This is a genomic window from Falsiruegeria mediterranea M17, from assembly GCF_900302455.1.
Classification (GTDB): domain Bacteria; phylum Pseudomonadota; class Alphaproteobacteria; order Rhodobacterales; family Rhodobacteraceae; genus Falsiruegeria; species Falsiruegeria mediterranea.
In genome coordinates this window covers 166,142-178,389 of sequence record NZ_ONZG01000003.1, presented here as the reverse complement: position 1 = coordinate 178,389, position 12,248 = coordinate 166,142, and the positions used below count along the sequence as shown (strand labels likewise).

Here is a 12,248-nt window from a genome sequence, read left to right as displayed (position 1 = left end):
GCTTGTTTTGCGCGTTCACAGTGGATACGCAGGGAAACGTCAGGCGGATCAAAAATAAGGTAATAACTTGTTTCCAAAATTCACCTTTATCTTTGGAGGTGCGGCGTCGGGCAAATCAGCCTACGCCGAGCAACTCGTTGTTTCATCGACAAGAAACCGAGTTTACCTAGCCACTTCACAAGTATTTGATGCTGAAATGCAGGCCAAAATTGATCGGCACATTCTGCAGCGTGGAGCTGGTTGGCACACGGTCGAGACCCCTTTGGAGTTGGCAGATACCCTGTCTGAGCTGACCGTAGACGACGTCTGTTTGATCGACTGTGCCACCATGTGGCTGAGCAATCATCTGTTGGCGGAAAGTGATCTGGCCCTGGCTCAAGATCGACTTTTAGGCGCCATTGCCGACACCGCCGCATCGGTTGTCGTGGTCTCGAACGAGGTGGGGCATGGGATCGTCCCCGAAAACGCCCTGGCCCGGCAGTTTCGCGAGGCGCAAGGCAGGCTGAACATCGCTTTGGCCGCCAAGGCCGATCTGGTGATTTCCGTCACCGTTGGCCTACCTCATGTGCTGAAAGGACAATTGCCATGACCACGACCCGCCTGCACATGGTGCGCCACGGACCCACACACGCGAAATCCATGGTCGGCTGGTCCGACCTGCCCGCCGACCTGAGCGATACTGCAGCCATTGCGCGCCTGTCCGATCACCTGCCGCATCCGGCCATCGTGATTTCGTCGGATCTGTCCCGGGCCGCCGACACCGCCAGTGCCATTCAGGGCAGCCGCACCCGCCTGCCGCATCATCCGGACCTGCGCGAGATCAATTTCGGCGACTGGGAACTGCGCCGCTTTGCTGAAATCGATGCCGAAGACCCCGCCCGCATTCGAGCCTATTGGGAAACGCCGGGCGACGTGCGCCCGCCAAACGGAGAAAGCTGGAACGAGGTCTGCGCCCGCGTGGATGCAGCCGTTGACACCCTGCTTGCCTCACACACGGGGCATGACCTGATCATTGTGGCGCATTTCGGGGTCATCCTGACCCAGGTGCAGCGCGCCTTGCGTCTGGATGCTGAACAAGCCTTTGGACACAAGATCGACAACCTGTCGGTGACAGAGCTCACGCACCATCCACAAGGATGGGACGTGCACCGCATCAATCATATTCCGTGATGTGAAGGCGCACAAAAATCCGATTTACTGATCGGTCGAACCGCATTTACCCTCACGCGCATGAATTACGACCTTTTCATCGGTGACCAGCTTTTTTCCAGCTGGTCCATGCGCGGGTGGCTGATGCTCGAGAAATTCGGCATCCCCCACCGAACCCACATGATCGGCCTTTACTCCGGGACCATGGCCGCAGACATGGCCCCGCTTGCCCCCGCCCGTCTGGTACCGACCCTGCGCACAGCAGCCGGAACCGTTGTCGGCGAAAGCCTGGCGATGGCAGAGACGCTGGCCGAAGAGAATCCTGATGCGGGATTGTGGCCGTCAGACCCGGCGGCCCGCGCCGCCGCACGCTGGCTTTGTGCCGAAATGGTCGCAGGGTTTGGGGCCCTGCGCGGGGAATGCCCGATGCAACTGCTGCATTGCTACGAGGGGTTTGAACCTTCGCCCGAAACGCGCATCGATCTTGAACGGATCGAAACCCTCTGGGCGCATGCCCGGTCCGTTTCGGGCGCGACCACAGGTCCGCTGTTCGGCACCTATTCGCTGGCGGATGTGTTCTACACCCCCGTCGCCGCCCGTATCATCGGCTATGGCTTGCCCGTGTCCGAGGCCAACCGCTCCTATTGCCTTGAGCTGCTGTCGGATCTGTCGGTGCGTCAATGGCGGGCGATGGGACTGACCAAAACTTACGATCCGTTTCCCTACCCGGTCGACCTGCCAACATCCGCCTGGCCGATTGCAAGCCACAAGGCCAAGGCGGTCGAGGCGACATCCGGCGAGAACACGCATTGCCCCTATTCGGGCAAGCCGGTGCAGGATTTCCTGGAACTCGATGGTCAGATCTGGGGCCTGTGCAACTCGTTCTGTCGCGACAAAACCGTCGCCGACCCCGAGGCCTGGCCCGCCTTCGTGGAAATGATCGGGGCGCGTTAACCTTTCCTCAACCACGCGGGCGCTAGCAATGTCTTGTTAACCAATGAACAGGACAGAGATGGTCGCCCGCGCCTATACCGTTGCCTTTCAAGGCGTTGACGCCCGCCTGGTCGAGGTGCAATGCGCCGTTACCCCCGGGCTACCAGCGTTTTCTATCGTGGGTTTGCCGGACAAGGCCGTGTCCGAGGCGCGCGACCGGGTGCGCTCGGCGCTGAGTTCGATGGCCATCGCACTGCCTTCGAAACGGATCACCATTAACCTTTCGCCTGCTGACTTGCCCAAAGAGGGCAGCCATTTCGACTTGCCGATTGCGCTGTCCCTGCTCGCAGCGCTTGAAATCGTGCCCAAGGAAACCGCCGAGCAGACCGTCGCGTTAGGAGAGCTGTCCCTCGATGGCTCCCTGGTCCCTGTGGTCGGCGCCCTACCTGCTGCCATGGCCGCGGCCGAAGACGACCGGATGCTGCTCTGCCCGCAAGCGTCAAGCGCCGAGGCCGCCTGGGTCGATGCCGCGCAAGTCCTCGGCGCGGACACGCTGGCCACCGTTGTGCGCCACTACACCGGCCAGGCCCTGCTGTCCCCCGCCACCGCTGGTGAGATCCATTCCGACCCGTTTGCCAAGGACCTGCGCGACGTGAAGGGCCAAGAACGCGCCAAACGCGCGCTGGAGATTGCCGCTGCGGGTCGCCACCACATGATCATGATCGGAACGCCGGGGTCGGGCAAATCCATGTTGGCGGCGCGCATTCCCGGCATCCTGCCGCCGCTGAGCGCCGCGGAGGCACTCAGCACATCCATGATCCATTCGCTCAGCGGGCTTTTGGATGAGGGCGGGATTTCGATGACGCGCCCCTTCCGCGAACCCCATCACACCGCGTCCATGGCCGCCATCGTGGGCGGCGGCAAAGGCGCCAAACCGGGCGAGATTTCCCTGGCGCACAACGGGGTGCTTTTTATGGATGAGTTTCCAGAGTTCTCGCGCACAGTTCTGGAAACCCTGCGCCAACCCATCGAGACCGGAGAGGTGATGGTCGCCCGTGCAAATGCGCATGTGAAATACCCCTGCAAATTCATGCTGGTGGCCGCCGCGAACCCCTGCAAATGCGGCTACATGACGGACCCTGCCCGGGCCTGTTCCCGCGCGCCGATTTGTGGTGAGGACTACTTGGGGCGCATCTCGGGCCCGTTGATGGACCGGTTCGATCTGCGGATCGAAGTGCCGCCAGTGGGGTTTGCCGACCTCGATTTGCCGCCATCCGGTGACCCGTCGGAAACCGTCGCTGCACGCGTCGCAACCGCCCGCACCGTGCAGGCCGAGCGGTTTCGTGAAACTCCAGACGCTGCGCAGAACGCCGATGCCGAGGGGTCGGTGCTCGAAGCCATCGCCACACCGGACAAAGAGGGCAAAGAGATGCTCTTGAAGGCCGCCGACAGATTCGGCCTGTCAGCGCGCGCCTATCACCGCATTTTGCGGGTGGCGCGCACGATCGCAGATCTTGAAGGGTCCGACGACGTGCGCAAACCCCATGTAGCCGAAGCCTTGAGTTTCCGGATCACGACAAAGGCTTATGCCTGAACCTTGCCCTCGATCGCTTGCCAGACCTTTTCGGCGATGTTGACGCCGTCAAAGCGTTCAAGCTCTTGAATGCCTGTGGGTGAGGTCACGTTGATCTCGGTCAGGTAATCGCCAATGACGTCGATGCCGACAAAGATTTGGCCCTTTTCGCGCAGCAAAGGCCCGATGGCAGCGCAAATCTCCAGGTCACGTTCTGACAGGCCGATCTTTTCGGGACGTCCACCAACGTGCATGTTCGAGCGCGTTTCACCCGCGGCTGGGACACGGTTGATCGCTCCTACCGCCTCGCCATCAACCAAGATCACCCGCTTGTCGCCGTTGCTGACGTCGGGCAGGAATTTCTGCACGATCAGCGGCTCGCGGCTGAACCCGGTGAACAGCTCGTGCAGGGATGACAGGTTGCGGTCGTTGGCGTCCAGACGGAACACGCCTGCACCACCGTTGCCATACAAGGGCTTGAGGATGATGTCGCCGTGCTTGGCTTTGAACGCCTTGATGGTGTCGAGATCGCGCGCAATTGTGGTCGGCGGCGTCAGATCGGGGAAATCCAGAACCAACAGCTTTTCGGGATAGTTGCGCACCCAGAACGGGTCATTGACCACCAGCGCCTGCCCCTTGAGCCGATCCAGCAGATGGGTCGAGGTGATATAGTGCATGTCGAACGGCGGGTCCTGGCGCAGCCACACCACATCGAAATCTGCAAGATCGACCTCGCGCATCTCGCCCAGAACGGCCGGGTCGCCTGCGACACGCTGCACTGTCATATCATAGCCGCGCGCTGTGATCCGTCCCTCTTGATAGGCCAAGTGGTCGGGGCTGTAGTAGAACAGCTCATGACCCCGTGCCTGCGCCTCTTCGGCGAGGCGGAACGAGCTGTCCGCGTTGATGTCCACATTCCCGATCGGGTCCATCTGAAAGGCGATTTTCATGGCGCGTCCTTGTTGTCTGCTGCCCGATACATGGCGCAGGCGCAGGCCGGGTTCAATGGGGTTCACCCCATCCCAATCGCATTCTCAAGGATTTGAACCTGTCCTGTCGCGTCGACCAGGGCCACATCAAAGCGCACATCCGTCAGTTGACCCTTTGGTTCATTTGCCAGGAATTCGGAACCTGCTGCATAGATTCGCTCGATCTGTCTACGTCCCAGCCGCAAGGCAGCCTGATCGAGATTTCGACTCTTTTTGACTTCAACAAAAACAACCGCGTCCCCGTCGCGAAGGATCAGATCAATCTCACCGGATTGGCCCCGCCATCGGGTTTCGGCAAGCTCCAACCCCATGTCGGTATAGGTGCGTGCCACGATCTGTTCGGCGGCGTCACCTGCGTAATGAGCCATCGATCCGCGCCAGACCTGTACCGACATATCACCCTTTCCCGAGCTGCAGCGCCTTTTGATAGAGCGGCCTGCGCGGAAGCCCGTACATCTTGGACACCAGATCTGCCGCATCCTTGACCGAATGACTTTCCAGCGCCTGTTTCAGGGCCGTTTCTATGTCTTCTTCGTTAACAGGACCTGAACAGGCACGGTCGACGAGCACCACGATCTCACCCTTCACCGGGTCATCAGCCAGGGAATCGGCAAGCTCTTGCAATGTACCGCGCCGCACCTCTTCGAACTTCTTGGTCAGCTCTCGGCACATTGCGGCAGGCCGGTCTGCGCCCAGAACCAGCGCCATGTCAGACAGGCTGGCCGCAACCCGCTTGGGCGATTCGTAGAAGGCCAGCGTGCCGGGGATTTCGCGCAGCTCCTCCAACCGAGAGCGGCGCGCGGATTTGGCATTCGGCAGGAAACCAGCGAAAAAGAACGCATCCGTCGGCAACCCCGCCAATGTCAGCGCCGTCACCACCGCCGTTGCACCCGGTGCCGTCGTGACCATATGCCCGGCCTCGGAGGCAGCGCGGCTCAAATCGTATCCAGGGTCCGCGATCAATGGCATCCCGGCCTCGGACGCATAGGCAACGGATTGCCCAGCCTCCAGAGCATCCAAAACCTTGGCCCGTGCGCCTGCGCCGCTGTGATCGTGATAAGCAAGAATGTACCGCCCGTCCAACGGCACGCCGTGGATTTCCATCAACCGACGCAGGCTGCGCGTGTCCTCGGCCGCGATCATGTCCGCCGAGGCCAGCACATCCAGCGCCCGCAGGGTAATGTCACGCGCAGTGCCAATCGGCGTGCCGACAAAGTAGAGCCCCGAGGGCAATCTGACCTTTTGGTGATTCAACGCTGGACCCGACCTTTCTGACGTTTATTATCGCGGCTTATACATAACTCGGCTGAACAAGGCCGGATGAGGGAGTTTTGATTTAGATGTTTGCCGTTTTGAAGTCGACCCGCAAGGTGACCCTGTCGGTCCTTGGTCTGGCAACTGCTGCGCTTTTGGCAGCCTGCGAACCCGGAGGAATCACCAGCGGCGGACCATCGATCAACACTTCGGAGCCGGTGCCGGTCGCCCTGCTGGTGCCCAAAGGATCGGCGCAATCAGGGGACGCCGTGCTGGCGCAAAGCCTGGAAAATGCAGCCCGTCTGGCAATCGGTGATCTTGGGAATGTGCAGATTGATCTGCGCGTCTACGACACGGCAGGTGACGCGGCCACTGCATCGGCTGTGGCGCAGCAGGCCGTTGGCGACGGAGCCAAGATCATCCTCGGCCCGGTTTATGCGCAGGCCGCCAATGCAGCGGGCCTGGCGGTGTTGAACAAGAACGTCAACGTCCTGTCCTTTTCAAACAACACCAACATCGCAGGCGGCAACGTCTTTGTCCTGGGCCCGACTTTTGACAACACTGCTAAGCGCCTGACCGGCTACGCCGCAGCCACAGGCAAGGGCAACATCGTCGTCGTGCACAGCAACGACGAAGCTGGTCAGCTGGGCCGGGCCGCCATCACCAACGCCATCAACGCAACCTCGGCCACCCAAAGCGGATCGGTCGCGTTCGAACGCTCGCAGCAAGGCGTGATCAACTCTATCCCGCAAGTCAAAGCCACGGTTGACAGCAGCGGCGCTCAGTCGCTCTTTTTCACCGCAACCACTGCCGGCGCACTACCACTCTTTACGCAATTGCTGCCCGAAGCAGGCGTTTCGACCGTGGACACGCAATATATCGGCCTGACCCGTTGGGATATCCCGGCGCAAACTCTGGAACTGCCCGGTGTACAGGGTGGCTGGTTTGCGCTGCCGGACCCAAGCAAATCGCAGAACTTCAAAGCGCGCTATTCCGCGACCTACGGAGGCGCTCCGCATCCAATTGGTGGCCTGGCCTATGACGGGATCGCTGCCATTGGGGCGCTTGTCGGCTCTGGCAATTCGAACGCTTTGACGGGGGCCGCCCTGACCCAAAGCGCCGGTTTCCAGGGCGTTGGCGGCATCTTTCGCCTGCTGCCCAACGGCACAAATGAGCGCGGCTTGGCGGTCGCAACAATCCAGGACAAGCAGGTTGTCGTGATCGACCCTGCGCCACAGAGCTTCTCCGGTGCCGGTTTCTGAAATACCCCCCACAAACCCGTTGGTACCCCAATCTCCGGGCACATTGATCTGCGAACCAAACGACATCTTTGACGCTGACGACATTCGTCAGCGCATTGATGCCTTCGTAGATGACACATCCGACAACGCAGCCATCCGCAACGCGGTGGTGGGCGTGTTGCGCGATGCGCAGAAAGCAGGTCGTGCCAAAATTGCCGAAGCCTTTGCACGTGCCCCCTTTGCCGCGCGCCCCTTGACCCGTTCCTATACCTATTTGACTGACGGTCTGGTGCGCGCGACACTCTATGTCGCAAGCGAAGTGCTGCACCCGCTGGCAAACCCGACCCAAGGCGAACGCATCGCTGTGCTGGCTGTTGGCGGATACGGACGCGGAGAGATGGCACCGTTTTCGGACGTCGACCTGCTGTTCCTGACGCCCTACAAGATTACCGCCTGGGCCGAGAGCGTCATTGAATCGATGCTCTACATGCTCTGGGATCTGCGGCTCAAGGTTGGACATTCCTCGCGCACGATCAAGGATTGTCTGCGCCTGGGAACCGAAGATTTCACCATCCGTACGGCCATGCTGGAACAACGTTTCCTGGCCGGTCACTCACCGCTGGCCGAAGAACTGGATGAACGCCTGAAGAACGAGCTGTTCAAAGGCTCAGGCCAGGAGTTCATCGAGGCCAAGCTGGCCGAACGCGACCTGCGCCACCGCAAGCAGGGCGAGCGGTACATGGTTGAGCCCAACGTGAAAGAGGGCAAAGGGGGCCTGCGCGATCTTCAATCGCTCTACTGGATCGCCAAGTACCTTTACAGCGTGCAAGACGTGGAAGAACTGGTGCCCCTTGGTTTGTTCACACCGGACGAGTTTGACACCTTTGTTCAGGCGGAAAGCTTCCTCTGGGCTGTGCGCTCGCATCTGCATCTGGTGACCAATCGCGCCACCGAACAGCTGACGTTTGATCTGCAGGTCGAGGTGGCCGCGCGCATGGGGTACGAAGACCGCGCAGGTCGACGAGCGGTCGAAGTCTTCATGCAGAAGTATTTCCGCGAGGCCACCCGCGTTGGCGAGTTGACGCGCATCCTGCTGACTAAGCTGGAAGCGGCGCATATGAAAAGCGAGCCATTGCTGGAGCGCATTTTCCGCCGTCGTCCAAGGGTCAAATCAGGGTATAAGGTCGTACGTGGACGGTTGGATGTTGCCGACCCCAAAAGCTTTCTTTCCGACAAGCTGAACCTGCTGCGTCTTTTTGACGAAGGGCTGCGCACGGGCATGTTGATCCACCCCGATGCAATGCGGCTGGTGACGGCAAATCTCGCGCTCATTGACGATGAGATGCGGGGCGACAAGGAAGCGCAGCGGATTTTTCTGGATTTGATGCTGAAACACGGCAACCCTGAACGCGCGCTACGGCGGATGAACGAACTGGGCGTGCTGTCGGCCTTTATCCCTGAATTCGAGCCCATCGTGGCGATGATGCAGTTCAACATGTATCACAGCTATACCGTGGACGAGCACACGATCCAGTGCATCACCAACCTGGCGATGATCGAAAAGAGCGAGTTGGTCGAAGAGCTACCGTTGGCCTCGGGTATTCTCAAGGAAGGGATCAACCGCAAGGTGCTTTATGTGGCGCTACTCTTGCATGACATCGGCAAGGGGCGCCCCGAGGATCATTCGATCCTGGGGGCCAAGATCGCACGCAAGGTGGCACCCCGTTTGGGGTTGAGCAAATCCGACTGCGAGACCGTTGAATGGCTGGTACGCTACCACCTGTTGATGTCGGACATGGCTCAGAAACGCGACATTTCCGACCCGCGCACGGTGCGCGATTTCGCCAAGGCGGTCCAGACAGTCAAACGGCTGGATCTGCTGACGGTGTTCACGGTCTGTGACATTCGCGGTGTTGGCCCCGACACCTGGAACAACTGGAAGGCTACCCTGCTGCGCGCCCTGCATCGCGAAACCAAACGCGCGCTTGAAACGGGGATGGAGGACCTGAACCGCGAGAACCGCGGGACCGAGGCCAAAAAGGCCCTGCGCGCGGCGCTATCGGGATGGAGCAAAACCGACCTCAAGGCCGAAACGGGACGGCACTATGATCCCTATTGGCAGGGGCTGCAGACAGAAACCCAGATCGAGTTCGCCGAAATGCTACGCGCGCTCGAAGCGTCCGGTGATCCGGGCGACATCGAAATCCGCCTGCAGCCGGACGAGGACCGCGATGCAACGCGGGCCTGTTTTGCGATGTGGGATCATCCGGGCATCTTTGCCCGCGTGGCCGGGGCCTTGGCCCTGGTGGGGGCTAACGTGGTTGACGCACGCAGCTACACCACCAAAGACGGTTACGTGACCGACGCCTTCTGGATCCAGGATGCCGAGGGACGCCCTTATGAAGCTAATCGCCTACCTCGATTGACTCAGATGATCCACAAGACCCTCAAGGGCGAGGTTGTGGCCCGGGATGCGCTGAAATCCCGCGACAAGATCAAGAAGCGCGAAAAGGCGTTCAACGTCCCGACCCACATCACCTTCGACAACGAAGGGTCCGAGATCTACACGATCATCGAGGTTGATACCCGCGATCGTCCCGGACTGCTCTATGATCTGGCAAGGGCTCTTGCCGGCACCAACGTCTACATCGCCAATGCCGTGATCGCGACCTATGGCGAGCAGGTGGTCGATACCTTCTACGTCAAGGATATGTTCGGGTTGAAGTACCACGCGGAAAGCAAACAGCGCACGTTGGAAAAGAAACTGCGCGAGGCGATCACCGAAGGCGCAAAGCGGGCCAACGCATGAGGGGATCACGGCTGACTTTGGGGTTCCTGACGGTCGGATTCTGGACGCTGGCCAGTCGCGTCCTGGGGTTCGTGCGGGAAATCTTGCTGACCTCCCTGGTCGGCCCAGGCCCGGTGATGGACGCCTTTGTCGTGGCCTTTCGCCTGCCCAACATGTTCCGCCGCTTCTTTGCCGAAGGCGCGTTCAACGCGGCTTTTGTGCCAATGTTTTCCAAGAAATTCGAAGGTGGGGACGATGCAGAGCGGTTTGCCAACCAAACACTGAACGTGCTGGGGCTGACTGTTCTGGCCCTTGTGGGCCTCGGCATGGTGGCCATGCCTGCCTTTGTCTGGCTGACAGCACATGGCACCTATGGCGATGAGCGTTTCGATCTGGCCGTGGGGTACGGTTATGTCGTGTTTCCTTATATCTTTTTCATGTCGCTGGCGGCGCTTTTCTCGGGCGTCCTGAATTCGGTTGGCCGTTTTGCCGCCGCGGCTGCTGCTCCGGTTCTGCTGAACATTTTCACCTGTGGTGCGATGATCCTGGGCGCAGTGGTCGGTGGAAACGTCATAATCTGGCTCATATGGACAATTCCCGTGGCAGGGGTTGCGCAGCTTTCCCTTGTGTGGATCGCGACAGAACGGGCGGGCATTCGCCTGCGACCCAGCATGCCCCAATGGGGACCCGAGATGTCGAACCTGGTCCGGATCGCGATCCCGGCGGCCCTGGCGTCGGGCGTGGTGCAGGTGAACCTGCTGGTTGGGCAATTTGTGGCTTCGGGCACCGAAAAGGCGATGAGCTGGTTGTTTGTCGCGGACCGTCTGTACCAGTTGCCGCTTGGCGTTGTTGGCATTGCGGTTGGTATTGTTCTTTTGCCCGAGCTGTCCCGCCGCTTACGTGCTCAGGACGACGAAGGCGCGCGCAATGCCTATTCGCGGGCTGGAGAGTTCGCGATGATGCTGACCGTTCCGTCAGCCGTGGCCTTTATGGTGATCCCCTTACCGCTTGTGTCGGTGCTGTATGAGCGTGGCCAAACCACGTCAGACGATATCGCCGCCATTGCGGTTGCAGTTTCGATCTATGGCGTTGGGTTGCCTGCGTTTGTCCTGCAAAAACTGCTGCAACCTCTTTATTTCGCCCGCGAAGACACCCGTTCGCCCTTCCGATATGCGGTTGTCGCCATGGTGGTGAACGCGTTGCTGGCCTTTGGCTTGCAACCATGGATGGGCTGGCTGTCAGCAGCTATTGCAGCCACCGTGTCGGCTTGGACGATGATCGGGTTACTGATGTGGGGCGCACGCGGTTATGGCTTGGTGGCCCGCTTTGATGCCCGGTTCCGATCGCGGGCCTGGCGGATCATTGCGGCCTCGGCCGTAATGGGGGTAGCGCTTTGGTTCACCGCCCTTTCGGCCGCCGGGGCCCTGCATACGCCGGGCTGGCGGTATCTGGCGCTGCTTTGCCTGATCATCTTTGGCGCCGTGGTCTATTTCGGCGTGGGCCAGCTGATCGGCGCATTCCGGTTGTCCGATCTCCGAAAATCCCTGCGGCGCGGCTGAGGCTCAATCGCGCTGGAGCAAGGCCCGAATGCGTGCCCATCCACCCGGGACAAACAGAAACGACAGGCCAAAACCGGTTGCAAAACCACCCAGGTCAGCGACCCAATCCTTGGTGCCTCCGAACAGAAGGCCAAACACCAGCTGGATACCCATCAGCATCGCAATCAGCGTGAAGGCGCGGCTTTGGTTTTCACCCACCAGCGACAGGTTGACCCACAGCAAGAAGGTGAACGCCCCGATCAGGCCATAGACAGCGGGAAAACCCCCAACCAGCGGGTAGGGTTCGGTCAACAAGATTGCATAGAGCAGCGCCCCACCAACACCAGAGAGAACAAAGATCAACAGCATAGCGACGCTGCCAAACACCTCGGCCACCATTTTGCCCATGGCCAGCACAAAGACGCAGACAAAGATCGCCTGCGTGGACGAGCCATGCACAAATGGATAGGTCACGAACCGCATCACCTGATCCATCGGCCAACGCCCGGTGTCCCACATCCAGGCAAAAATCTCGCCGGAAAACGCATAGGTTTGGATCGCGTTCAATCGCCATCCGACCGCTTCGGGTCCGCCGACGATCCCGCGCGACCCCAAGGAGAACGCCAGCTCGATCCCCATGATGAACAGGCACAGCGCCACCACGACGGGCGGCAGCGGGTTGACCGCCGGGGGGTTGGGATTGCTGCTCATGATCGGGTCTCCGTTACGAGGGACTGTTGACGTCCTTTGGCCCCATGGGTAAGCGACATGGGCCTATTATTC

11 protein-coding genes are annotated in these 12,248 nt (G+C 60.3%); 7 read left to right on the top strand and 4 right to left on the bottom strand.

Annotation, left to right across the window (positions count from 1 at the left end):
* Positions 1-67: 67 nt before the first annotated feature.
* The 4 genes from cobU to TRM7615_RS06945 are packed head-to-tail and all read left to right on the top strand — an operon-like array spanning position 68 to position 3,676.
* Entirely contained in the window at positions 68-589 is a 522-nt protein-coding gene (gene cobU, locus TRM7615_RS06960) for a bifunctional adenosylcobinamide kinase/adenosylcobinamide-phosphate guanylyltransferase (protein WP_108786182.1), read from the top strand.
* On the top strand, positions 586-1,170 hold the full coding sequence (locus TRM7615_RS06955; protein ID WP_108786181.1) for a histidine phosphatase family protein: 585 nt from the start codon (positions 586-588) through the stop codon (positions 1,168-1,170). The genes cobU and TRM7615_RS06955 overlap by 4 nt, the downstream gene beginning before the upstream one ends.
* Positions 1,171-1,230: 60 nt before the next feature.
* Positions 1,231-2,103, top strand: coding sequence for a glutathione S-transferase (locus TRM7615_RS06950; protein ID WP_108786180.1), 873 nt, complete (start codon positions 1,231-1,233; stop codon positions 2,101-2,103).
* A 58-nt stretch (positions 2,104-2,161) separates the two neighbouring features.
* Positions 2,162-3,676 (top strand): YifB family Mg chelatase-like AAA ATPase, encoded by a 1,515-nt coding sequence (locus TRM7615_RS06945; RefSeq protein ID WP_108786179.1) that lies wholly within the window; start codon positions 2,162-2,164, stop codon positions 3,674-3,676.
* Here the strand turns inward: TRM7615_RS06945 and gshB are convergent.
* The 3 genes from gshB to rsmI form a co-directional block, all read right to left on the bottom strand.
* Positions 3,667-4,605: a glutathione synthase gene (gene gshB / locus TRM7615_RS06940; RefSeq protein ID WP_108786480.1), complete on the bottom strand. Its 939-nt coding sequence runs from the start codon at positions 4,603-4,605 to the stop codon at positions 3,667-3,669. The two genes, TRM7615_RS06945 and gshB, sit on opposite strands and share 10 nt — an antisense overlap.
* 62 nt (positions 4,606-4,667) lie before the next feature.
* Positions 4,668-5,039, bottom strand: a complete 372-nt coding sequence (locus TRM7615_RS06935) for a YraN family protein (RefSeq protein WP_108786178.1) — start codon at positions 5,037-5,039, stop codon at positions 4,668-4,670.
* Position 5,040: 1 nt separating this feature from the next.
* A complete protein-coding gene (gene rsmI, locus TRM7615_RS06930; protein ID WP_108786177.1) occupies positions 5,041-5,898 on the bottom strand; it encodes a 16S rRNA (cytidine(1402)-2'-O)-methyltransferase in 858 nt (285 codons plus the stop codon).
* A gap of 86 nt (positions 5,899-5,984) precedes the next feature.
* Here rsmI and TRM7615_RS06925 point away from each other — a divergent pair, with 86 nt between their 5' ends.
* The 3 genes from TRM7615_RS06925 to murJ are packed head-to-tail and all read left to right on the top strand — an operon-like array spanning position 5,985 to position 11,486.
* Entirely contained in the window at positions 5,985-7,160 is a 1,176-nt protein-coding gene (locus tag TRM7615_RS06925) for a penicillin-binding protein activator (protein ID WP_108786176.1), read from the top strand.
* Positions 7,147-9,948 (top strand): [protein-PII] uridylyltransferase, encoded by a 2,802-nt coding sequence (locus tag TRM7615_RS06920; protein WP_108786175.1) that lies wholly within the window; start codon positions 7,147-7,149, stop codon positions 9,946-9,948. Before TRM7615_RS06925 ends, TRM7615_RS06920 begins: the two co-directional genes overlap by 14 nt.
* Positions 9,945-11,486, top strand: coding sequence for a murein biosynthesis integral membrane protein MurJ (murJ, locus tag TRM7615_RS06915; RefSeq protein WP_108786174.1), 1,542 nt, complete (start codon positions 9,945-9,947; stop codon positions 11,484-11,486). Before TRM7615_RS06920 ends, murJ begins: the two co-directional genes overlap by 4 nt.
* Before the next feature lie 3 nt (positions 11,487-11,489).
* On the opposite strand, the gene TRM7615_RS06910 is transcribed toward murJ, so the two are convergent.
* Entirely contained in the window at positions 11,490-12,176 is a 687-nt protein-coding gene (locus tag TRM7615_RS06910; RefSeq protein WP_108786173.1) for a rhomboid family intramembrane serine protease, read from the bottom strand.
* Positions 12,177-12,248: the final 72 nt, after the last annotated feature.

Excerpts from the sequence above, each read along its gene's own strand:
- TRM7615_RS06955 (WP_108786181.1), top strand. The coding sequence starts at position 586 with ATGACCACGACCCGCCTGCACATGGTGCGCCACGGACCCACACACGCG.
- TRM7615_RS06950 (WP_108786180.1), top strand. The coding sequence starts at position 1,231 with ATGAATTACGACCTTTTCATCGGTGACCAGCTTTTTTCCAGCTGGTCC.
- TRM7615_RS06945 (WP_108786179.1), top strand. The coding sequence starts at position 2,162 with ATGGTCGCCCGCGCCTATACCGTTGCCTTTCAAGGCGTTGACGCCCGC.
- gshB (WP_108786480.1), bottom strand. The coding sequence starts at position 4,605 with ATGAAAATCGCCTTTCAGATGGACCCGATCGGGAATGTGGACATCAAC.
- TRM7615_RS06935 (WP_108786178.1), bottom strand. The coding sequence starts at position 5,039 with ATGTCGGTACAGGTCTGGCGCGGATCGATGGCTCATTACGCAGGTGAC.
- TRM7615_RS06925 (WP_108786176.1), top strand. The coding sequence starts at position 5,985 with ATGTTTGCCGTTTTGAAGTCGACCCGCAAGGTGACCCTGTCGGTCCTT.
- murJ (WP_108786174.1), top strand. The coding sequence starts at position 9,945 with ATGAGGGGATCACGGCTGACTTTGGGGTTCCTGACGGTCGGATTCTGG.
- TRM7615_RS06910 (WP_108786173.1), bottom strand. The coding sequence starts at position 12,176 with ATGAGCAGCAATCCCAACCCCCCGGCGGTCAACCCGCTGCCGCCCGTC.